This window comes from Streptomyces sp. WAC03905 (assembly GCF_057371075.1).
On sequence record NZ_JBXYDZ010000003.1, the window covers coordinates 5616131 to 5637704 of the forward strand.

General features: G+C 71.4%; 18 protein-coding genes and 1 riboswitch. Of the genes, 14 read left to right on the forward strand and 4 right to left on the reverse strand.

Annotated elements, in window-relative coordinates; genetic code table 11:
• The first annotated feature begins 107 nt into the window (after nucleotides 1-107).
• Entirely contained in the window at nucleotides 108-1352 is a 1245-nt protein-coding gene (locus tag AC2RP6_RS27880) for a L,D-transpeptidase (RefSeq protein WP_486448677.1), read from the forward strand.
• Between the two features lie 53 nt (nucleotides 1353-1405).
• On the opposite strand, the gene AC2RP6_RS27885 is transcribed toward AC2RP6_RS27880, so the two are convergent.
• Nucleotides 1406-1810 carry a hypothetical protein gene (locus tag AC2RP6_RS27885; protein WP_183065062.1) on the reverse strand — a complete coding sequence of 135 codons (405 nt, stop codon included), beginning with the start codon at nucleotides 1808-1810 and terminating at the stop codon, nucleotides 1406-1408.
• 199 nt (nucleotides 1811-2009) lie between these two features.
• Between AC2RP6_RS27885 and ctaE the strand changes: the two genes are divergently transcribed.
• The 6 genes from ctaE (at nucleotide 2010) to AC2RP6_RS27915 (ending at nucleotide 9269) form a co-directional block, all read left to right on the forward strand.
• Nucleotides 2010-2630: an aa3-type cytochrome oxidase subunit III gene (gene ctaE, locus AC2RP6_RS27890; RefSeq protein WP_030036314.1), complete on the forward strand. Its 621-nt coding sequence runs from the start codon at nucleotides 2010-2012 to the stop codon at nucleotides 2628-2630.
• A 76-nt stretch (nucleotides 2631-2706) separates the two neighbouring features.
• Nucleotides 2707-3516: a cytochrome bc1 complex diheme cytochrome c subunit gene (gene qcrC / locus AC2RP6_RS27895; RefSeq protein WP_030036316.1), complete on the forward strand. Its 810-nt coding sequence runs from the start codon at nucleotides 2707-2709 to the stop codon at nucleotides 3514-3516.
• Nucleotides 3513-4571 (forward strand): cytochrome bc1 complex Rieske iron-sulfur subunit, encoded by a 1059-nt coding sequence (qcrA, locus tag AC2RP6_RS27900; RefSeq protein WP_486448678.1) that lies wholly within the window; start codon nucleotides 3513-3515, stop codon nucleotides 4569-4571. Before qcrC ends, qcrA begins: the two co-directional genes overlap by 4 nt.
• Complete coding sequence (gene qcrB / locus AC2RP6_RS27905; RefSeq protein ID WP_030654928.1) at nucleotides 4568-6196, forward strand: cytochrome bc1 complex cytochrome b subunit; 1629 nt, start codon at nucleotides 4568-4570, stop codon at nucleotides 6194-6196. Before qcrA ends, qcrB begins: the two co-directional genes overlap by 4 nt.
• A 164-nt stretch (nucleotides 6197-6360) precedes the next feature.
• Nucleotides 6361-7425 (forward strand): anthranilate phosphoribosyltransferase, encoded by a 1065-nt coding sequence (gene trpD, locus AC2RP6_RS27910; RefSeq protein WP_486448679.1) that lies wholly within the window; start codon nucleotides 6361-6363, stop codon nucleotides 7423-7425.
• 85 nt (nucleotides 7426-7510) lie between these two features.
• Nucleotides 7511-7627: riboswitch (SAM riboswitch) on the forward strand.
• Nucleotides 7628-7859: 232 nt separating this feature from the next.
• Complete coding sequence (locus AC2RP6_RS27915) at nucleotides 7860-9269, forward strand: aminotransferase class V-fold PLP-dependent enzyme (RefSeq protein WP_486448680.1); 1410 nt, start codon at nucleotides 7860-7862, stop codon at nucleotides 9267-9269.
• A gap of 815 nt (nucleotides 9270-10084) precedes the next feature.
• Here the strand turns inward: AC2RP6_RS27915 and AC2RP6_RS27920 are convergent.
• On the reverse strand, nucleotides 10085-10366 hold the full coding sequence (locus AC2RP6_RS27920; protein ID WP_030036325.1) for an Lrp/AsnC family transcriptional regulator: 282 nt from the start codon (nucleotides 10364-10366) through the stop codon (nucleotides 10085-10087).
• Nucleotides 10363-11097: a rhomboid family intramembrane serine protease gene (locus AC2RP6_RS27925; protein ID WP_486448681.1), complete on the reverse strand. Its 735-nt coding sequence runs from the start codon at nucleotides 11095-11097 to the stop codon at nucleotides 10363-10365. Before AC2RP6_RS27925 ends, AC2RP6_RS27920 begins: the two co-directional genes overlap by 4 nt.
• Before the next feature lie 123 nt (nucleotides 11098-11220).
• Between AC2RP6_RS27925 and AC2RP6_RS27930 the strand changes: the two genes are divergently transcribed.
• The 7 genes from AC2RP6_RS27930 (at nucleotide 11221) to AC2RP6_RS27960 (ending at nucleotide 19632) form a co-directional block, all read left to right on the forward strand.
• Nucleotides 11221-11460: a hypothetical protein gene (locus AC2RP6_RS27930; protein ID WP_008738811.1), complete on the forward strand. Its 240-nt coding sequence runs from the start codon at nucleotides 11221-11223 to the stop codon at nucleotides 11458-11460.
• Between the two features lie 43 nt (nucleotides 11461-11503).
• The gene (locus AC2RP6_RS27935; RefSeq protein WP_486450472.1) at nucleotides 11504-12868 is read left to right on the forward strand and encodes an NYN domain-containing protein; all 1365 of its coding nucleotides are present in this window, start codon (nucleotides 11504-11506) and stop codon (nucleotides 12866-12868) included.
• 252 nt (nucleotides 12869-13120) lie between these two features.
• On the forward strand, nucleotides 13121-14149 hold the full coding sequence (locus tag AC2RP6_RS27940; protein WP_486448682.1) for a C40 family peptidase: 1029 nt from the start codon (nucleotides 13121-13123) through the stop codon (nucleotides 14147-14149).
• Between the two features lie 237 nt (nucleotides 14150-14386).
• Nucleotides 14387-15451, forward strand: coding sequence for a C40 family peptidase (locus AC2RP6_RS27945; protein ID WP_486448683.1), 1065 nt, complete (start codon nucleotides 14387-14389; stop codon nucleotides 15449-15451).
• A 152-nt stretch (nucleotides 15452-15603) separates the two neighbouring features.
• Nucleotides 15604-16686 (forward strand): hypothetical protein, encoded by a 1083-nt coding sequence (locus AC2RP6_RS27950; protein WP_486448684.1) that lies wholly within the window; start codon nucleotides 15604-15606, stop codon nucleotides 16684-16686.
• Nucleotides 16687-16706: 20 nt separating this feature from the next.
• Nucleotides 16707-17849, forward strand: a complete 1143-nt coding sequence (locus AC2RP6_RS27955; protein WP_486448685.1) for a glycosyltransferase family 4 protein — start codon at nucleotides 16707-16709, stop codon at nucleotides 17847-17849.
• A gap of 127 nt (nucleotides 17850-17976) precedes the next feature.
• Nucleotides 17977-19632 carry a GMC oxidoreductase gene (locus AC2RP6_RS27960; protein WP_486448686.1) on the forward strand — a complete coding sequence of 552 codons (1656 nt, stop codon included), beginning with the start codon at nucleotides 17977-17979 and terminating at the stop codon, nucleotides 19630-19632.
• Here the strand turns inward: AC2RP6_RS27960 and AC2RP6_RS27965 are convergent.
• Nucleotides 19620-21416 carry an AMP-dependent synthetase/ligase gene (locus AC2RP6_RS27965; protein ID WP_486448687.1) on the reverse strand — a complete coding sequence of 599 codons (1797 nt, stop codon included), beginning with the start codon at nucleotides 21414-21416 and terminating at the stop codon, nucleotides 19620-19622. The genes AC2RP6_RS27960 and AC2RP6_RS27965 overlap by 13 nt on opposite strands.
• Nucleotides 21417-21574: the final 158 nt, after the last annotated feature.

Genomic DNA, 21574 nt, shown 5'->3' on the forward strand with positions numbered 1-21574 from the left:
CGGCCGCGCACCACGTGGGGCCCGGACACCTCTTCGGAGGAGTCCGGGCCCCTCGTTTGCAGTCACCCCGCGCGCCGTAATTGTCATATCTTCATAGCGTTGGCTCCATGAAGCACTCACCGCGTCTTTGGACGGTACTCAGCTGCTCCCTGCTGGTCGCGTCCCTCGGGGCCGGCGCCACCGCATGCGGGTCCGGCGACAACCCGCTGTCTGCCCGCCCGGTCGACGCGGGCGAACAGGTCGCCTTCAACCAGACCTCAGGCAGCCGCCCCGTCGACCCCAACCGGCCCCTGGAGATCACCTCCAAGAGCAAGGGCAGCCGGATCACCGACGTCACGGCCGTGGACACCCACGGCCGTCGCCTGGCGGGCGAACTCAGCGCCAAGGGGGACCGCTGGCACAGCACCGCCCCCATGGCCGCAGGCGTCCGCTACACCGTCACCGTGAGCACGGAGGACGAACGGGGCACCCCGGGGCAGCGCACGATGGCCTTCGACACCACGCCGTCCAAGGGGGTCCTGAAGGTCGAATTCGGCCCGGAGGAGGGCAAGTACGGCGTCGGACAGCCCATCACCGCCGAACTCAACGAGCCGGTCAAGGACAAGGCCGCCCGCGCCGTCGTGGAACGCGGCCTGGTCGTCGACGCCCCGGACGGGGTCGAAGGCGCCTGGCACTGGGTCGACGACAAGAACCTGCACTACCGCCCGAAGGACTACTGGCCCGCCAACACCACCGTCTCCGTGCGGAGCAACCTGGAGGGCATCAAGATCACGGACGAGCTCCACGGAGCCGCCGCCAAGCCGCTGAAGCTGGAGATCGGCGACCGCGTCGAGGTCACCACCGACGCCGCCTCCCACTGGCTCACCTTCAAGCGCAACGGAGAAGTGATCAATTCCATCCCGGTCACCACCGGCAAGCCCGGGTTCTCCACCCGCAACGGCATCAAGGTGGTGCTGGGGAAGCAGTACTACGTACAGATGCGCGGGGACACCGTCGGCATCGGCGGCAGCGAGTACTACAACCTGCCCGTCTACTACGCCACGCGCGTCACCTGGAGTGGTGAATACGTCCACGCCGCACCGTGGTCCGTCGGCTCACACGGCTACGCGAACGTCAGCCACGGCTGTACGGGCATGAGCACCGGCAACGCCGCCTGGTTCTACGAGAACATCCGCGAGGGCGACCTCGTCCAGGTGATCAACAGCATCGGCGACGACATGGACATCTTCGGCAACGGGTTCGGGGACTGGAACATGGACTGGAAGGACTGGCGCGAGGGCAGCGCCCTCCTCAAGGGCACCCAGGACGGCCGCAGCCACGTCGACCAGGCCCGCCTGAGGCCAAGCGTCTGAGCGCGGGCGGCAGGGCCCCCGGACCCGTCCGGGGGCCCTGCCGCGGGCGGCGGTCAGGCCGCCGACGAGGACAGCCGCGCACGCAGCAGGGCCGCCAGGGCGTCCGCGAACTCCACCGGATCCACCGGAAGGGTCACCGCGGCGTCGGCGCGGCTCCAGGTGGCCAGCCAGGCGTCCTGGGGGCGCCCCATCAGCAGCAGCACCGGGGGACACCGGAAGATCTCGTCCTTGATCTGCCGGCATACACCCATGCCCCCGGCCGGAACCGCCTCGCCGTCCAGCACGCACACGTCGATGCCGCCCGCGTCCAGCTCCGACAGGACCGCCGGCAGGGTCGCGCACTCCAGGAACTCCACCGGCGGCAGATCCGCGGCGGGACGGCGCCCCGCCGCCAGTCTCACCTGCTCCCGGGTGCCCGCGTCGTCGCTGTAGACCAGAACCCGCGCAGTCGCCCGCATTTCGATCCTCCACGTGTCCCATGAATCACGTTGATGTTGCGCGGGATGCTACTCCTCCCGCCGCCCCGTCAACATCGCTTCGGACATGTGCACGGGGCCGTTCGGAGAGGTGATCTGATGGGCCGTTCGGGCCTTGCACACGCCCCTGACACTCCGAACGGCACCCCCCGGGGTGAGGGCGGGATAAGCGACCGACATAATGTCGGTCGTGGCGACAGCAACGACAGTAGATACCGGGCACGCGCACCCGACGGTCAACCGGCCGAACCTCGTCAGCGTCGGAACCATCATCTGGTTGAGTTCCGAGCTGATGTTCTTCGCGGCCCTCTTCGCGATGTACTTCACCCTGCGATCCGTGACGGGTCCCGAGTACTGGACAGAGCAGGCCTCGGCCTTGAACCTGCCCTTCTCGGCGACGAACACGACGATCCTGGTGCTTTCCTCCCTCACCTGCCAGCTCGGCGTATTCGCCGCGGAGCGCGGTGACGTGAAGAAGCTCCGGACGTGGTTCATCATCACGTTCGTCATGGGTGCGATCTTCATTGGCGGCCAGGTGTTCGAGTACACCGAGCTGGTCAAGCACGAGGGCATGAGCCTCTCGTCCGGTCCGTACGGCTCGGTCTTCTACCTGACCACCGGCTTCCACGGTCTGCACGTGACGGGCGGTCTCATCGCCTTCCTGCTGGTCCTCGGCCGGACGTACGCGGCCAAGAGGTTCACCCACGAACAGGCCACGTCGGCCATCGTCGTGTCCTACTACTGGCACTTCGTCGATGTCGTCTGGATCGGCCTCTTCGCCACGATCTACCTGATCAAGTAGCGAACACGTCACCGGGTCCGACCCGGCACTCCATCCAGACACACCGACGCAGAAGATCCTGACACCGGGGTAATCCGTGAAAAAGCTCTCCGCACGACGACGCCATCCGCTGGCGGCGGTCGTCGTTCTACTCCTCGCGCTGGCGGCCACTGGGGGGCTGTACGCCGCCTTTGCTCCCGCGGGCAAGGCGCAGGCCGATGAAACCGCCCAGTCCCTCGCCATCGAGGAGGGCAAGAAGCTCTACGCCGTGGGTTGCGCAAGCTGCCACGGAACCGGCGGTCAGGGTTCCTCTGACGGCCCGAGCCTGGTCGGCGTCGGCTCCGCGGCCGTCGACTTCCAGGTGAGCACGGGCCGCATGCCCGCCCAGCAGCCCGGCGCCCAGGTGCCGAAGAAGCCGGTCATCTACACCCAGGCGCAGATCGACCAGCTGGCCGCGTACATCGCCTCCCTCGGCGCCGGCCCGATCACGCCGACCGAGAAGCAGTACGACCCGGCTGACGCCGACATCGCCAACGGTGGCGAGCTGTTCCGCAACAACTGCGCGCAGTGCCACAACTTCACCGGTGAAGGCGGCGCGCTGACCAACGGCAAGTACGCCCCCAACCTTGAGGACGTCTCGCCGAAGCACATCTACGAGGCCATGCAGACCGGCCCGCAGAACATGCCCTCCTTCCCCGACAGCACCATGCCGGAGAAGCAGAAGAAGGACATCATCGCGTACCTCCAGAACGTGAACGGTGAGAAGTCGACCAACCCCGGTGGTCTCAAGCTCGGTGGCCTCGGCCCCGTCTCCGAGGGTCTGTTCGGCTGGATCTTCGCTCTGGGTGCGCTGATCGCTGTCGCCGTCTGGGTCGCGGCCCACACCGCTAAGGCCAAGAAGTCATGAGTAGCCAAGAGATTCCCGAAGAGAAGCACCTGCCGAGCGAGCAGGGCGACGCCCACCACGGTGGCGTAGCAGTGGCGGACGACCCGTTCGCCGACCCGGGCCTGCCGGTCCACAAGCCGCGCATCCAGGACATCGACGAGCGTGCGGCGAAGCGTTCCGAGCGCACCGTCGCCCTGCTCTTCACGCTGTCGATGCTGGCCACGATCGGCTTCATCGCCTCGTACGTGATCTTCCCGGTCGACAAGATCGTCTTCATCTTCCCGCTCGGGAAGGTCAGCGCGCTCAACTTCGCCCTGGGCATGACGCTGGGCGTGGCCCTGTTCTGCATCGGCGCGGGCGCGGTCCACTGGGCCCGCACCCTGATGTCCGACGTCGAGGTCGCCGACGACCGCCACGAGATCGCCGCGGCGCCGGAGGTCAAGGCGAAGGTCCTCCAGGACTTCGCCGACGGTGCGAACGAGTCCGGCATCGGCCGCCGCCCGCTGATCCGCAACACGCTGCTCGGCGCGATGGCCATGGTGCCGCTCGCCGGTGTCATGCTGCTGCGCGACCTGGGCCCGCTGCCCGAGGAGAAGCTGCGCAAGACCCTGTGGGCCAAGGGCAAGCTGCTCATCAACCAGAACACGATGGAGCCGCTGCGTCCCGAGGACGTCCTCGTCGGTTCGCTCACCTTCGCCATGCCGGAAGGCCTGGAGGAGGAGCAGCACGACTTCCAGGTCCAGATCGCCAAGGCCGCCCTGATGATCGTCCGCATCCAGCCGGAGGACATCAAGGACAAGCAGGAACTCGAGTGGTCCCACGACGGCATCGTCGCCTACTCGAAGATCTGCACCCACGTCGGCTGCCCGATCAGCCTGTACGAGCAGCAGACGCACCACGTGCTCTGCCCGTGCCACCAGTCCACCTTCGACCTCTCCGACGGCGCCCGCGTCATCTTCGGCCCGGCCGGTCACGCCCTTCCGCAGCTGCGGATCGGCGTGAATGACGAAGGCTTCCTCGAAGCGCTCGGCGACTTCGAAGAGCCCGTCGGTCCTGCATTCTGGGAGCGCGGATGAGCACCGCCACTGACACCAAGGCGCGCAAAGCGCCGGCCGGAGAGCGCGTAGCGGACTGGGCGGACGGCCGCCTGGGCATCTACAGCCTCGCCAAGGCCAACATGCGCAAGATCTTCCCGGACCACTGGTCCTTCATGCTCGGTGAGATCTGCCTCTACAGCTTCATCATCATCATCCTCACGGGTGTGTACCTGACGCTGTTCTTCCACCCGAGCATGAACGAGGTGGAGTACCACGGCTCGTACGTGCCGATGCAGGGCGTCATGATGTCCGAGGCCTTCGCCTCGACGCTCGACATCAGCTTCGACGTCCGCGGTGGTCTGCTGATCCGCCAGATCCACCACTGGGCGGCGCTGATCTTCGTCGCGGCGATGATCGTGCACATGATGCGCGTCTTCTTCACCGGCGCCTTCCGCAAGCCGCGCGAGGTCAACTGGATCTTCGGCTTCCTGCTGCTGGTCCTCGGCATGTTCACCGGCTTCACCGGCTACTCGCTGCCGGACGACCTGCTCTCGGGTACCGGTGTCCGCTTCATGCAGGGCGCCATCCTGTCCGTCCCGGTCGTCGGCACGTACCTGTCGATGTTCCTGTTCGGCGGCGAGTTCCCGGGCGGCGACTTCGTCGCGCGCTTCTACTCGGTGCACATCCTGCTGCTGCCCGGCATCATGATGGGCCTGCTCGTGGCCCACCTGATCCTGGTCTTCTACCACAAGCACACCCAGTACGCGGGTCCCGGCAAGACGAACAACAACGTCGTCGGCATGCCGCTGCTGCCGGTCTACATGGCCAAGGCCGGAGGCTTCTTCTTCCTGGTCTTCGGTGTCATCGCGGTCGTCGCCGCCGTCGCCTCGATCAACCCGATCTGGGCCCTCGGCCCGTACCGCCCGGACCACGTGTCCACCGGCGCGCAGCCCGACTGGTACATGGGTATGCCGGAAGGCCTGATCCGTGCCATGCCCGGCTGGGAGATCAACCTGTGGGGCCACACGCTCGTCCTGGGCGTTTTCATCCCGCTGCTGCTCTTCCCGCTGGTGCTCGGTTCGATCGCCGTCTGGCCGTTCATCGAGTCCTGGGTCACCGGCGACAAGCGCGAGCACCACATCCTGGACCGCCCGCGCAACGTCCCGACCCGCACGGCCTTCGGTGTCGCCTGGATCGCGGAGTACATCGTGCTCCTCATCGGCGGCGGCAACGACATGTTCGCCCAGTACTTCCACCTGTCGATCAACTCGATCACGTGGTTCGTCCGGATCGGCTTCTTCGTCGTCCCGGTCCTCGCCTTCATCGTCACCAAGCGGATCTGCCTCGGCCTCCAGCGCCGGGACCACGACAAGGTGCTGCACGGTCGCGAGACCGGCATCATCAAGCGTCTGCCGCACGGTGAGTTCGTCGAGGTCCACGAGCCGCTCCCGCAGGGCAAGCTGCACACCCTCACCGCGCACGAGCAGTACAAGCCGATCGAGATCGGCCCGACGGTCGACGAGAACGGTGTCGAGCGCAAGGTGAAGGCGACCGAGAAGCTCCGCGCGAAGCTGAGCAAGGGCTTCTACGCCGAGGGCAACCAGATTCCGAAGCCCACGGTGGAGGAGTACAAGGAGATCCAGTCCGGCCACGGTCACCACTGATCCCCCGCACCACAGCATGAGGGACTGATTTCGGTCAGTCCTGGTGTCGCCACGGCGAGAGCCCCGTCCAGTGTCTGGACGGGGCTCTTTGCCGTAACCGGGGCTGGATAGGCTGATCTCCGACCCATTCGACGTGGAACCCCCATCAACAGCAGGAGCGGACCATGAACGTTGCGACCCCGGCAGGCGGCGACAGCGTGGCGGCCCGTGGCTGGCCGGGCGTCCTCGACGCCCTGCTGACCGGCCGGGACCTCAGCGCCGACGACACCGCCTGGGCCATGGACCGGATCATGCGCGGGGAGGCCACCGACGCCCAGATCGCCGGCTTCGTGGTCGCGCTGCGCGCCAAGGGGGAGACGGTCGCGGAGATCAACGGCCTGGTACGGGCCATGTACGGGCACGCCAACCTCATCGAGGTTCCCGGCCGCACCGTCGACATCGTCGGCACCGGCGGCGACGGAGCCAAGACGGTCAACATCTCCACCATGTCCGCCGTCGTCGTGGCCGGTACCGGGGCCAAGGTCGTCAAGCACGGCAACCGGGCCGCGTCCTCCGCCAGCGGCTCCTCGGACGTCCTGGAGAAGCTCGGCGTCAACCTCGACCTGAGCACCGCGCGCGTCGTCGAGGTCGCGGAGGAGGCGGGCATCACCTTCTGCTTCGCCGTGAAGTTCCACCCCTCCCTGCGGCACGTCGCGGGAGCCCGCCGTGAACTGGGCATCCGGACCACCTTCAACATCCTCGGCCCGCTCACCAACCCGGCCCGCGTCCGCGCCCAGGCCACGGGCGTCGCCGACCCGCGGATGGCCCCCATCGTGGCGGGCGTGCTCGCCGAGCGCGGCTCCTCCGCGCTGGTCTTCCGCGGGGACGACGGCCTCGACGAACTGACCACGACGGCCACCTCGCGCGTGTGGTGGGTCCGCGACGGCAAGGTCGCCGAGCAGTCCTTCGACCCGCGTGACGTGGGCATCTCGCTGGTCGACGTGTCCGCCCTGGCCGGCGGGGACCCCTCGTACAACGCCGACGTGGCCCGCCGCCTGCTGGCCGGCGAGACCGGGCCCGTGCGCGACGCCGTGCTCCTGAACTCGGCGGCCGCCCTCGTCGCCCTCGACCCGGGCACGGGCGGCCTGGAGGAGCAGATCACCGCCGGCATCACCCGCGCGGCCGAGTCCATCGACTCGGGAGCCGCCCGGGCCGCCCTGGAGCGATGGGTGGCGGCCAGCAACGCCTGACCGGCACCCGTTTCCCGCCAGACCCCGGTCCGCCATGCGGACCGGGGTCTTGTGCACGGCGGATCTTGTGGCAGGATGCAGACCAGGTCACGAGTGACAGCGTTGAGGCCCCGGCTTGCTGTCCGGCAACCCTCCTTCCGTGGCGGGGTGCCCCGGGTGATGACCAGGTCGTAGGCAGCAAGGCCTACGGCAAGCGCGGATCCCTCGACACCAGGGGTCCTGGTCTCTCGAGGAGCGTTTTCCGTGAGCAAGCGAATGCGATAGGGCGACTGCCGCCCCGACTTCCCCCTCGGACCAGGTCACTTCCGCGTACGCGCTTCCGCGTGCCCCGACCGCCGGTCCGAGGCCCCTCCCGTACCCCGGACGGCCGCACCGCCGTACCCGCGTACGGGCACACCGAAGCCATTCCGCCCTGCCTGCCGGGAGAAACCGCCATGTCCGCATCCCTGAACGCCGCTGCCGCAACCGCCGCCCCCGTCGCCGCCGCCCAGGACCCCGACCGTGCCGAGCCGCTCGCCGTCCTCGGCCGCGACGTCACCGTCCCGCTCGTCACCGGCGGCGAGGTCACCTACGCCGCCCTCGACTACGCGGCCAGCGCCCCCGCGCTCCAGCGCGTCTGGGACGACGTGGCCGCCTACGCCCCGTACTACGGCAGCGTCCACCGCGGCGCCGGATACCTCTCGCAGCTGTCCACCGACCTGTTCGAGCAGAGCCGCGTCACCGTCGCCGAGTTCCTCGACTGCCGGCCCTCCGACCAGGTCGTCTTCACCCGCTCCACCACCGACTCCCTCAACCTGCTCGCCGCGGCCCTCCCGGCCGGCTGCCAGGTCTTCGTCTTCGAGACCGAGCACCACGCCTCGCTGCTGCCGTGGACGAACGCGCAGGTCAGCTACCTCGACGCGCCGCGTACCCCGGCCGAGGCCGTCGCCGTCCTGGAGCGGGCGCTCGCCGACCGCACTGCATCCCTCGAAGAAGGCCACGGCCCGGCGCTGGTGTGCGTCACCGGGGCGTCCAACGTCACCGGTGAGCTGTGGCCGGTGAAGGAACTCGCCGCCGCCGCGCACGCCCACGGCGCGCGCATCGTGCTCGACGCCGCCCAGCTCGCCCCGCACCACCCCGTCTCCGTGCGGGACCTCGACGTCGACTGGGTGGCCTTCTCCGGGCACAAGCTGTACGCGCCCTTCGGCTCGGGCGTGCTCGCCGGCCGCGCCGACTGGCTCCAGGAGGCCGACCCGTACCTCGCGGGCGGCGGCGCCTCCCGCAAGGTCTCCCGCCGCGAGGACGGCGGCGTCGACGTCGAGTGGCACACCACGGCCGCCCGCCACGAGGCCGGCTCCCCGAACGTCATCGGCGTCTACTCCATCGCCTCGGCCTGCCGGGCCCTGACCGAAGCGGGCTTCGAGGACCTGGTGGCGCGCGAGCAGCGGCTCGTGACCCGGGTCCGGGAGGGCCTCGCCGCGGTCCCGCAGGTCAAGGTCCTCTCCCTCTTCGGCGACGACGCCCCGCGGGTCGGCGTCATCTCCTTCGTCGTGGACGGCTGGAACAGCTCGCACTTCGCGGCGGCGCTCTCCGCCGAGTACGGGATCGGCGTACGGGACGGCCTGTTCTGCGCGCACCCGCTGGTGCGGACCCTGCTGGGCAGCGAGCCGCAGGCCCAGGGCGAGTGCGGGGCCCCCGAGGCCGCCCCGGGCGAGCGCTCCCTGAACGCCATCCGCGTCAGCTTCGGCGCCGGCACCCCGGACGAACACGTGGACCGCTTCCTCGGCGCGGTCCGCGAGCTCGTCACGGACGGTGCGAAGTGGCAGTACCGCACGGAGGAGGGCCGCTGCGTCCCGGCCGTCTGACGCGGTGCGCCCTGCGGTCGGCTCGGCGGCGCGGGCCGGCGCCCCGGGCGCTGCCCGGACCCGCGGTGCGCCCTGCGGTCGGCTCGGCAGTGCGGGCCGGTGTTCCGGGCGCTGCCCGGACCCGCGCCTCAATCGCCGGCGGGGCTGGTTGGGCGGGGGCTGCGCTGCGCGTGGCTCGGCGGTGCGGGCCGGTGTTCCGGGCGCTGCCCGGACCCGCGCCTCAAACGCCGGCGGGGCTGGTTGGGCGGGGTCTCGATGCTCCTGCCCTGCGGGCGGCTCGGCGGTGTGCAGTTCGGGCCGTCCCGGCGCGGGGCTCGGCGGGGTCTCGGTGTGGGGTGGTGCCCCGCACGAGGGTCTCCTCGGCTCGGCGCGTGCGGGCGGTTCGCGGCGGTACCCGGGGGTTGCGCCTCGTCCTGCGGGGACCCTCCTGCGTGTCCCCACCCCGCCGGTGGCGTGAGGGGAGGGGGGACGGGGCGGGGTGTCCCCGCAGGACGAGCGCGCGACCCCCGGGCACCACCGCGATGGCCCGCACGCGCCGAGCCGAGGAGACACCCCGCCGTGGCACCCCGTACCGACCAGGCCGATCCGGATCGACGATCCAGCCCCGCCGGCGTTTGAGGCGCGGGTCCGGGCAGCGCCCGGGCACCGGCCCGCACGCGCTAAGCCCACCGCTGCGGCACCCCGCACCGACCAGGCCGACGCGGATCGACCATCCAGCCCCGCCGGCGATTGAGGCGCGGGTCCGGGAAGAGAGTCGGGCTCCGCCGAGCCGGCCCGCCGGGCAGAGGCCGGATCCGCGGACCGCGCCGGAGGAGTTACGCGTCGAGGCCGATCGCGAACGCCGCCTCCAGGTCGTGCTGCGAGTACGTGCGGAACGCCACGTGCGTGTCCGTCGCCTCTACGCCCGGAATCTTGCTGATGCGGCCGGGGATGATGTCGGCCAGGTTCTCGTGGCGGTTCACGCGGACCAGCGCGATCAGGTCGTAGGTACCCGTCACGGAGTAGACCTCGCTGACGCTGTCCAGCGCGGCGATGGACTCGGCGATCTCGGGGATGCGGTCCACGCTGGTCTTGATGAGCACGATCGCGGTGATCACGGCTGGCTGTCTCCCTCGGTGGCCGTCGCTGGTCGACTCACTCTAGTCGTACCCCGATACCGCGCCCACGCGTAGAGGAAGCCGAGCGAGAAGCCCACCAGGTGGGCCAGATAGGCCACCCCCGGCCCGCTCTCGGCGCGCTGCGCCGCCACCCCCTGCAGGGCGAACCAGAAGAGCAGCACGAGCCATGCCGGGAACCGCAGCGGCAGGAAGAACAGGAAGGGGAACAGGCTCGTCACCCGGGCCCGCGGCAGCAGGTAGAGGAACGCCCCCAGGACGGCCGAGATCGCCCCCGACGCACCGACCAGCGTCTGCGCGGACTCCGCGTTGGCCGCCGCGTACGCCGCCAGCGCCAGGTAGCCCGTGCAGAGGTAGAACAGGAGGAAGGCCGGGCGGCCCATCCGCTCCTCGGCCATCGCCCCGAAGACGAAGAGGAACAGCATGTTCCCGAGCAGGTGCAGCCAGCTGCCGTGGACGAACAGCGCGGTGAGCGGCGTCAGCCAGGCCCGCGGGGTGTCCGTGAAGAGTTCGTCCGGGACCACGCCCCAGCGCCGGAAGTACGCGGTGCCCGCGTTCAGCAGTTCGTCGCCCGTCCCGTAGACCGGATTGAGACCCGAGGCGGGGCTCAGGACGAACACCACACCGCAGCCCGCGATCAGCGCGTGGGTGACCACCGGTCCCCGGGCGGCCTCGCGCACAGCCTGCCACCTTACGATCATGTGACAGAGCATGACGCAACGTGCCCCCGCTGGAGCGGTGGCAGGCCGTAGGGTTACGAGCTGCGGTCCACAGGCCGACGCGGACGGCCGAACGACCGCTTTAATTGAATGAGCTACGAAGGAGTGAGCAGGCCGATGACGGTTCCCCTGCCGACCGACACCACCCGGTGGCGCTGCACCCTGTGCGGCAACCTCACGCGCTTCGACGTCACCCGCTCGTCGAAGGTCGTCGAGTACGTCCACCTGGACCTCGCCGGGGAGCCCAAGGTCGAGGAGCGAGAGGTGGTCAATGAGACCATCGAGTCGGTCCGCTGCCGCTGGTGCAACGCGGTGGACCAGATCGAGCTCGTGGACAGGCCGGGCGCGGACTCCTGACGGAGCCCCGTCGGCAGGTAGACCATCACGGTAGGGGTGACGGATTGTGGAGCCAGCAAGCGGCGCTGGGCCGGCCGACGCGGCCGACGACGCCGCGGAGGCGCTCGACCGCCCGCTGCCGGAAGGCGTGCGGCGCCGGGTCGTCGCGCTCGTCTCGGACGCCTTCGGCGCGCTGACGGTCGCGGACCTTCCGGCGCAGCTGCGCCAGTACGCCCGCTTCACACCCACCCGGCGGGCCAAGTTCGCCGGCAACGCCATGGCCGCGGCGGTCGAGACCGACCCGGTGTTCCGCAGCCGGGTGGCCGAGAAGCTGCGCGAGGCGCAGGCGGACCTGACCGCCGCGCTGGAGTCCGGCGCGCCGCCGGCCGCCGCGGATCCGCTCGACGTGGCCGCCGCCGCCTTCGTCCTGCGGCCCGCCGGCTGGGTCAAACTCGTGGCCGCCGCGGGGGAGGAGGCGCAGCGCGCCGACGCCGAGCGGGTGGGCGAGGAGACCCGGCGCGAGCTGGACCGCCTGCGCGAGGAGCTGGAGCACGTACGGGAACTGCAGCGCACCGGCGGTGAGCAGGTACGGGTGGAACTGGAGGCGACGCGCAAGGAAGCGGAATCGCTTCAGCGTCGGCTGCGCAGCGCCCTGAGCGACGTCAAGCGCGGCGAGGCGGCCCTGCGCAAGGTGACCGCGGAGATCGACGGCATCCGTGGCGAGGCCGCGGCCCGCGTGGCGGCGGCCGAGAGCGAGACGCGGCGGCTCAAGTCCCGGCTCGCGGAGGTGGAGACGGCGCTGGAGACCTCCCGCCGGGCCACCCGTGAGGGACGCAGCATCGAGGACATGCGGCTGCGGCTGCTGCTGGACACCGTCCTGGACGCGGCGCAGGGGCTGCGCCGCGAGCTGGCGCTGCCGCCGGTGAACACCCGCCCGGCCGACACGGTGGACGCGGTGGAGCCGGGCCGCATGACGCCGAAGGACATCGCGGCGCGCGCCCTGTCGGAGACCGATCCGGCCTTGCTGGACCAGCTCTTGGCGCTGCCCCAGGCCCATCTGGTGGTCGACGGCTACAACGTGACGAAGACCGGCTATCCGACGATGCCCCTGGAGAAGCAGCGGCTGCGGCTGCTGGGCGGCCTGTCGATGCTGGCCGCGCAGACGGGTGCGGAGATGACCTGTGTCTTCGACGGCGCGGAGCTGGCGGCCCCCGTGCTGCTCGCTCCGCCGCGGGGCGTGCGGGTGCTGTTCTCCAAGGCCGGGGTCACGGCCGACGAGCTGATCCGGCAGCTGGTGCGGGCCGAGCCGCCCGGCCGGCCGGTCGTCGTGGTCTCCACGGACCGGGAAGTCGCCGACGGCGTGGCCAAGGCCGGAGCGCGGCCCGTAACGTCCGCTTTGTTGCTGAAGCGGCTTTCGCGCGTTTCCTAACTCCCCACCCGAATGCCGGAATTGGCCGGGCATGTGGAGGACGCACCGTCAAGTCCTCGGCACGGAGCGTGCGGTGAAGGTAAAGAACCTGGTCGGGGGCCGAGTTTTTTCCCGGCAGGATTTGAACTGATCACAGATGGGTCACTAGGGTCTGCTCAAACCTTCGTGCGGTAGATCACTCATTCGGGGTGGCGGCGAAGGTGCTGCCGAGTTGCGTTCTTCGGCGGCTCTAGGAAGAAGGAGCTCGCCTTCGTGGCGTCCCACCGTCGACCCAAGCAGCCGACCCGCGCTCGTGTGACCGTGCTCACCTCGGTCGCGGCCGCGGCCGTCGCCCTCACCGCGCAGAGCGCCTCCGCCGCTCCGGCCAAGCCGAGCAAGGACGAGGTCAAGTCCCAGGTCGACGCGCTCTACGAAGAGGCGGAACAGGCCACCGAGAAGTTCAACGGGGCGAAGGAACGCCAGGAGACGCTCGAGAAGGAGATCGGGCAGATCCAGGACCAGGTCGCGCGCGGCCAGAGCGAGCTCAACGACCTGCGCAGCGCGCTCGGTTCGATGGCGAGCGCCCAGTACCGCAACGGCGGGATAGACCCCTCCCTCGCGCTCCTGCTCTCCGAGGACCCCGACAGCTACCTCGACAAGGCCTCCACCCTGGAGCACCTGAGCGGCAAGCAGGTCGAAGCGGTCCAGAAGATCCAGGCGAAGCAGCGCACCCTCGCGCAGCAGCGCCAGGAGGCCGCCGGCAAGCTGGCCGACCTCGACGCCACCCGCAAGGAGCTCGGCGAGAAGAAGAAGGTCTCCACCGAGAAGCTCGCCGCCGCCCAGGCCCTCCTCAACACCCTTACGGCGCAGGAGCGCGCGGCGCTCAAGGACGAGGACACCCGCGCCAGCCGCGCCGACAGCCAGCGCGTCGACCTCGGTGACGTCAAGGGCTCCGGTCACGCCGCGGCCGCCCTCGCCGCCGCCAAGACCAAGCTGGGCTTCACCTACCAGTCCGGCGGCACCGGCCCCAGCGTCTTCGACTGCTCGGGTCTGACCCAGTGGGCCTACAAGCAGGCCAACGTCAGCATCAGCCGCGTCACCTACACGCAGGCCAACGACGGCACCCGCATCAGCCGCAGCCAGCTGCAGCCGGGCGACCTGGTCTTCTTCTACGGCGACCTGCACCACGTCGGCCTCTACGCCGGCAACAACATGACGCTGCACGCCTCGAACCCGCGCGGCGGCATCAAGTACGAGTCGATGGACAACATGCCCTTCCAGTTCGGCGTCCGCATCGGCTGACCGCCCCACACGGGGACGCGCCGTACGCCGCCCATCCGGGCGAATTCCGCGGCCCCGCTCTGACCGCGCGCCCCGCCGGTGACCTGCGTCTCCGGCGGGGCGTCGGTGTGTGCGCCCGCGGGCGGTCGTTGGTCGGTGCGTGGTCGCACGGCTACTGTCTGCCAGCGCGGAACCCGGCACACGGCCGTCCACGGAGGGCGGACCCGGGCCCCGCCCAGCGGAAGGGAGCGGGTGCACGTGGCGTCACATCGTCGGTCCCGGCTCGGCGGCCTCGACCGGAACGCGAAGGTCACCGTCCTCACCGCCGCCGCGGCCACCGCCGCGGTCGCCATGGCGGGCGCACCCGCGAGCGCCGCCCCGGGCCTCCCCCAGGAACCCGGCGGCGGTGCGAGATCCGGTGTCAGCGCCCAGGTCGACCGCCTCTTCGAGGAGGCCGAGCAGGCCACCGAGCACTTCAACGAGGCCGGGGAGAAGGCCGACCGGCTCCGCACCGAGGTCAACCGGGCCCAGGACGCGGTGGCCCGGGGCCAGGAGCGCATCAACACCATGCGCGGAGTCCTCGGCACCTTCGCCGGAGCCCAGTACCGCAGCGGAGGAATCGACCCCGCCGTCGGGCTGATGCTCGCCGAGGACCCCGACGCCTACCTGGCCCAGGCCGCCGCCCTGGACCGGCTGACCGAGCGTCAGGCCCGCCAACTCCACGACCTGCGCGAGGAGCAGCGCCGACTCGGCCAGGTACGGGCGGAGGCCTCCCGCAAGCTCGCCGAACTCGACGCCCTGCGCTCCGACGTCGCCCGCCACAAGCGGTCCGTCACCGCCAAGCTCGCCGCCGCCCAGCGGCTCCTCAACTCCATGCCCTCCGCGGAGCGGGCCGACTTCGAGCGCTCCTCGCGCTCCGGCGGGCGCCACGAGTCCCTGCCCGACCTCGGCCCCATGGGCTCCGGCGGCGCCTCCTCGGGCCGCGCGGCGGCCGCCGTGATGGCCGCCCGGGCCGCCGTCGGCCGCCCGTACGTATGGGGCTCCACGGGCCCCTCCGGCTTCGACTGCTCGGGGCTGATGGTGTGGTCCTACCGGCAGGCGGGCGTCTCGCTGCCGCGCACCTCGCAGGCCCAGCGGCACGCGGGGCGCCAGGTGCCGCTGTCGCAGGCCCGCCCGGGCGACCTGGTGACCTACCGCTCCGACGCCAGCCACGTCGGCATGTACGTCGGCAACGGCCAGGTCGTCCACGCCCCCTACCCCGGGGCCCGGGTGCGCTACGACCCGGTCGGGATGATGCCGGTCTCGGCGGTCACCCGCCCCTGATGCCGCCCGCCCGCCCCCGACCCCGGCCACCCGCGTCCCCCCGCCCCTGACCCCGGCCGCCCGCGGCGCCCCCGGCGGCCTGCGTACGATCGGCGGATGCCCCGCCTCCGCCGTCCGTCGCGCATCCGGCCGCTCGTGCCGGTGGTCCTGCTGTGCGCGCTGGTCGCCGGATGCGGTCCGCGGCCGGCCCCGCCGACGGCGCAGGCACCACCGAGCGGGACGTCCGCCGGGCCGTCGCGGAGTGGTCTCGGGCCACGCCCGAGGGGCTCGCCGGGATCCCGTTCGCCGACCGGTCGTACGAGGTCGCCTCGGTCCGGCGCGACGGCGAGCGGGCCCTCGTACGGGCCCGGCTGCGCTACCGGCTGGCCGGCTACGACACGGTCCCCGAGGAGTCGGGCCGCGAGGTGGAGCTGGTCCGGGAGGGCGGGGGCTGGCGGGTGAGCGCCGACCGGCCCGCGCCGGGCGCCCTGCCGCTGCTGTGGGACCAGGGGGCCGTCACGGTGGCCGCCGGAGCGCACTCCCTCGTCCTCGGCGGGGCCGGGCAGGGCGCGGGAGCGCTGCGGGAGATCGCCGCCGAGGCGGACCGGGCGGTGCCCGCCGTGAGCGCGGCGCGGCCCGGCCCCTGGGCGGGTCGGGTGGTGGTCCTCGTCCCCGGCTCCCTCGACGCGATGGCCCGGCTGCTGGGCCGGCCGGCCGACACCTACCGGGGCCTCGGCGCCGTCACCACGGGCCGGACGGGAGCGGGCCCGGCCCCCGCGGACCGGGTCGTGATCAATCCGGAGGGGTACGGGGGCCTCGGTGCGGAGGGGCGGCGGATCATCCTGACCCACGAGGTCACGCACGTGGCCACGCGCGCCGCGACGACCGCCACCACCCCGCTGTGGCTCTCGGAGGGCTTCGCCGACTGGGTGGCGTACCGGGGCGTCTCCTCGCCCCCCGCCCAGGCCGCCCCCGCGCTCGCCCGGGCGGTGCGCCGCGGTCAGGTGCCGGGGGAGCTGCCCCGGGCCGAGGACTTCGCCTTCGGCGGCGACGCCGAGGCGGCGGCGCGGGCCTACGAGGGCGCGTGGCTGGCCTGCCGGCTGATCGCGGCGAAATGGGGCGAGAAGGCGCTGGTGGACCTGTACGGGCGGGCGGGCCGCGAGCCGCTGGAGACCGCGCTGCGCGAGACCCTCGGCGTGGACCCGGCCGGGCTGGCGCAGGCCTGGCGGGAGTCCCTTCGCGAGGAGCTGGGCTGAGCGGGTACTGTCGGCAGGCGATGCACAAGACCCTGATCGTGACCAACGACTTCCCGCCGCGACCGGGCGGCATCCAGGCCTTCCTCCACAACATGGCGCTGCGGCTGGATCCCGACCGGGTCGTCGTCTACGCCTCCACGTGGAAGCACGGTGCGGAGGGCCGCGAGGCCACCGCCGCCTTCGACGCCGAGCAGCCCTTCCGGGTGATCCGCGACCGTACGACGATGCTGCTGCCGACCCCGCGGGTGACGCGGCGGGCCGTGGGCCTGCTGCGCGAACACGGCTGCGAGTCCGTGTGGTTCGGCGCGGCCGCCCCGCTCGGTCTGATGGGCCCGGCGCTGCGACGGGCGGGCGCCCGGCGGATCGTGGCGACCACGCACGGGCACGAGGCGGGCTGGGCGCAGCTGCCGGCCGCGCGGCAGCTGCTGCGGCGGATCGGCGAGGGCACGGACACCCTCACGTACCTGGGCGAGTACACCCGCTCCCGGATCGCCTCGGCGGTCACGGACCGGGCGGCGGCGCGGATGGTGCAACTCCCGCCGGGCGTGGACGAGAAGACCTTCCACCCCGGATCGGGCGGTGACGGGATCCGGGCGCGGCTCGGCCTGTCGGACCGGCCCGTGGTGGTGTGCGTCTCGCGGCTGGTCCCGCGCAAGGGCCAGGACACCCTGATCGAGGCGATGCCGCGGATCCTGGCCGCGGTGCCCGACGCCGTGCTGCTGGTCGTCGGCGGCGGCCCGTACGAGGAGGACCTGCGCGCGCTGGCCGCGTCCACCGGTGTGGCCGGATCGGTGGTCTTCACGGGAGCGGTCCCGTGGTCCGAACTCCCGGCGCACTACGGCGCCGGTGACGTCTTCGCCATGCCCTGCCGGACCCGGCGGGGCGGCCTCGACGTGGAGGGGCTCGGCATCGTCTACCTGGAGGCGTCGGCGACGGGCCTGCCGGTGGTCGCGGGCGACTCCGGCGGGGCGCCGGACGCGGTGCTCGACGGTGAGACGGGCTGGGTCGTACGGGGCGGCGTGCCCGAGGAGGCGGCCGACCGGATCGTGGCCCTGCTGCGGGACCCCGGCCTGCGGGCGCGCATGGGCGAGCGCGGGCGGGCCTGGGTCGAGGAGAAGTGGCGCTGGGACCTCCTGGCGGACCGCCTGCGCGAGCTGCTGTAACCGGGCCGGTCCGCGCGACCGTCCCCGCGGGGCGCTGCTGCCGGGGCGGCGCCATGTCTGACTGTTCCTCAGATGTGTGTCAACACCGCGTCTGGGCGGAAGGCTGGAATCCGCTCATGATGCGGCCATGACACCCAACCTGACGCGCCGTCAAATGCTGGGACTCGGCGCCCTCTCGACCGCCGCCGCGCTCGGCTTCACACGCATCGGAGCGGCCTCCGCGGCCGCCGTCGAGCCCGCCGCCGTCCCCTACGCCCCGGCCATCGTCGTCGGCTCCGGCTACGGCGGCGCCGTGGCCGCCCTGCGGCTCGGGCAGGCGGGAGTGCGCACCGTCGTCCTCGAAATGGGCCGGCTGTGGAACACCCCCGGGCCCGACGGCAAGGTCTTCCCCTCCACCTCCGCCCCCGACCACCGCTCCATGTGGTTCCGCACCCGCACCGAGGCCCCGCTCGCGCAGTTCCTCTGGCTCGACGTGGTCAACCGCGACATCAGCCCCTACCCGGGCGTCCTGGACCGCGTGAACTACGGCGACATGTCCGTCTACGTCGGCCGCGGCGTCGGCGGCGGCTCCCTCGTCAACGGCGGTATGGCGCCGACCCCCAGGCGCTCGTACTTCACCGAGGTCTTCCCCGGCGTCGACGCCGACGAGATGTACGGCACCTACTACCCGCGCGCCCGCGCCATGCTCGGTGTGGGCGACATCGACCCCGGCTGGTTCGAGTCGACCGAGTGGTACCGCTTCGCCCGGATCTCCCGCAAGCACGCCCACAACACCGGCCTGAAGACCGTCTTCGTGCCCAACGTCTACGACTTCGAGCACATGAAGCGCGAGGCGGCCGGCACCGCGCCCCGCTCGGCCCTGGCCGGGGAGGTCATCTACGGCAACAACCACGGGAAGAAGAGCGTCGACAAGACCTACCTCGCCGCCGCCCTCGGCACCGGCAACGTCACCATCGAGACCATGCAGCGCGTCGTCGGCGTACGGCCCGACCCGGCCGGCGGGTACGTGCTGACGGTGCGGACCAGCGACGTGACGGGAAAGGTCACCCAGGTCCGCGAACTCGGCTGCCGGCAGCTCTTCCTCGGCGCCGGGAGCCTGGGCACCACCGAGATCCTGCTGCGCGCCCGCGAGACCGGCGCACTGCCCGCGCTCAGCGACGAGGTCGGCCGCGGCTGGGGACCCAACGGCAACGTCATGACCGCGCGCGCCAACCACCTCTGGGACACGGTCGGCGCCAACCAGTCCACCATGCCCGCCCTGGGCATCGACGACTGGGACAACACCGCGAACCCGGTCTTCGCCGAGATCGCCCCGCTCCCCATGGGCCTCGAACACTGGATCTCGATGTACCTGGCCATCACCAGGAACCCGGAGCGCGGGCACTTCACCTACGACGCGGCGAGCGACTCCGCGCGCCTCAACTGGCGGCGCGACCAGAACGCGCCCGCGGTCAACGCGGCCAAGAACCTCTTCGACCGCATCAACCGGCGCAACTTCACCATCTACCGCTACGACCTCTTCGGCGGGAACCGGGCCTTCGCCGACGACTTCACCTACCACCCGCTCGGCGGCTGCGTCCTCGGCAGGGCGACCGACGCGTACGGGCGGGCCAAGGGCTACCAGGGGCTCTACGTGATGGACGGCTCCCTGGTCCCGGGGTCGCTCGGCGTGAACCCGTTCGTCACCATCACCGCCCTCGCCGAGCGCAACATGGCGCGCATCCTCGCCGAGGACCCCCGCCAGGTGGTGGCGGCCTCCGCCACGGCCGGTCAGCCGCGGTAGAGCGCCTCGATCTCGTCCGCGTAGTCCTTCGCCACCACGTTGCGCTTGAGCTTCAGCGACGGCGTGATGTGGCCCGACTCCTCCGTGAACTGGGAGGGCAGAATGCGGAATTTCCGCACCGATTCCGCCTTGGAAACCGCCGCGTTGCCGTCGTCGATCGCCTGCTGGACGGCGGCGATGAGGTCGGCGTCCTCGCGCAGCTCCGCCGCCGTGACCCCGGCCGGCTTGCCGTTCTCCGCGGCCCAGCGGCCGAGGAACTCCTCGTCGATGGTGACCAGCGCGGCCACGAACGGCCTCGCGTCACCGACCACCATGCACTCCGCGACCAGCGCGTGCGCGCGGATCCGGTCCTCGATCACCGCGGGGGCCACGTTCTTGCCGCCCGCCGTGACGATGAGCTCCTTCTTGCGGCCGGTGATCGTGAGGTAGCCGTCCTCGTCGAGGGTGCCGACGTCGCCGGTGTGGAACCAGCCGTCGGTCAGCGCCTCGGCGGTCGCCGCCTCGTTCTTCCAGTAGCCCGTGAAGATCTGCTCGCCGTGCAGCAGCACCTCGCCGTCGTCCGCGATGCGCACCACGGAGCCCGGCATGGGCTGGCCGACCGTACCGATCTTCTGCTTGTCCCACGGGTTGAAGGTGGTCGCCGCACAGGACTCCGTCAGACCGTAGCCCTCCAGGACCGTGAAGCCGATGCCGCGGAAGAAGTGGCCGAGCCGCTCGCCCAGCGGCGCGCCGCCGGAGATCGCGTACTCGCCGCGGCCGCCGAGGACCGCGTGCAGCTTGCTGTAGACCAGCTTGGAGAAGATCTTGTGCTTGAGCCTGAGGCCGAACGACGGGCCGCGCGGGGTGTCCATCGCCCGGCTGTAGGCGATGGCCGTGTCCGCCGCCGCGTCGAAGATCTTGCCCTTGCCCTCGGCCTGCGCCTTGGCGCGCGCCGAGTTGTAGACCTTCTCGAACACCCGGGGGACGCCGAGGATCAGCGTCGGGCGGAAGGACTGCAGCTCGTCGGTCAGGTTCTTGATGTCCGGTACGCAGCCCAGGCGGATCGGCGCCAGCACCGCCGCCACCTCCACCAGGCGCCCGAAGACGTGCGCGGCCGGCAGGAACAGCAGCACCGAGCACTCGCCGGTCTTGAACAGCGGGCTCAGGCGCTCCACCGCGTTGCCGCACTCCGCGAAGAAGTTGCGGTGGCTCAGCACACAGCCCTTGGGGCGGCCGGTGGTGCCCGAGGTGTAGACGATGGTGGCCGGGTCGTCGGCGTTCGCCAGGCTGCTGCGCTCGTCGACCTCGGCGTCCGTGACGCCCGCGCCCGCGGCCTTCAGCGCGGCCAGCGCGCCCTGCTCGATCTCCCAGACGTCACGCAGCTCCGGCAGGCGGTCGCGCAGCGAGGCCACGGCCCCGGAGTGCCCGGCGCTCTCCACGACGGCCGCTACGGCGCCGGAGTCGCCGAGGATCCATTGGATCTGCTCGGGGGAGCTGGTCTCGTAGACGGGGACGGTGACGCCGCCCGCGGTCCAGATCGCGAAGTCGATCAGGACCCACTCGTAGCGGGTGCGGGAGATCAGGGCGACCCGGTCACCGGGGCGGACACCGGCCGCGATCAGGCCCTTGGCCGTGGCACGCACCTCGGCGAGGAACTCGGTCGCCGTCACGTCCTGCCACCGGCCGTCGACCTTGCGGCTCATGACGGCGATGTCTGGGTGCTGGGCGGCGTTGCGGCGGATGAGATCCGTCAGGTTCCCGTCCGACGGGACCTCGTACAGGGCCGGAAGGCTGAACTCGCGCAAGACTGCTGCTCCTCTGGGCGCCATCGCCACCATGTGGACCGACCGGACGTTACCCACCGGTAGTGGGTTCCCGATAGAGGGAACCGGCCAGATGTTCCGTGCGTCACATTCTGCACTCACGGGGTCCGGCCCCGACGGGCCGACAGTAGTCGACCACT

Excerpts from the sequence above, each read along its gene's own strand:
- AC2RP6_RS27880 (WP_486448677.1), top strand. The coding sequence starts at position 108 with ATGAAGCACTCACCGCGTCTTTGGACGGTACTCAGCTGCTCCCTGCTG.
- AC2RP6_RS27885 (WP_183065062.1), bottom strand. The coding sequence starts at position 1,810 with ATGCGGGCGACTGCGCGGGTTCTGGTCTACAGCGACGACGCGGGCACC.
- ctaE (WP_030036314.1), top strand. The coding sequence starts at position 2,010 with ATGTCGGTCGTGGCGACAGCAACGACAGTAGATACCGGGCACGCGCAC.
- qcrA (WP_486448678.1), top strand. The coding sequence starts at position 3,513 with ATGAGTAGCCAAGAGATTCCCGAAGAGAAGCACCTGCCGAGCGAGCAG.
- qcrB (WP_030654928.1), top strand. The coding sequence starts at position 4,568 with ATGAGCACCGCCACTGACACCAAGGCGCGCAAAGCGCCGGCCGGAGAG.
- trpD (WP_486448679.1), top strand. The coding sequence starts at position 6,361 with ATGAACGTTGCGACCCCGGCAGGCGGCGACAGCGTGGCGGCCCGTGGC.
- AC2RP6_RS27915 (WP_486448680.1), top strand. The coding sequence starts at position 7,860 with ATGTCCGCATCCCTGAACGCCGCTGCCGCAACCGCCGCCCCCGTCGCC.
- AC2RP6_RS27925 (WP_486448681.1), bottom strand. The coding sequence starts at position 11,097 with ATGCTCTGTCACATGATCGTAAGGTGGCAGGCTGTGCGCGAGGCCGCC.
- AC2RP6_RS27930 (WP_008738811.1), top strand. The coding sequence starts at position 11,221 with ATGACGGTTCCCCTGCCGACCGACACCACCCGGTGGCGCTGCACCCTG.
- AC2RP6_RS27955 (WP_486448685.1), top strand. The coding sequence starts at position 16,707 with ATGCACAAGACCCTGATCGTGACCAACGACTTCCCGCCGCGACCGGGC.
- AC2RP6_RS27960 (WP_486448686.1), top strand. The coding sequence starts at position 17,977 with ATGACACCCAACCTGACGCGCCGTCAAATGCTGGGACTCGGCGCCCTC.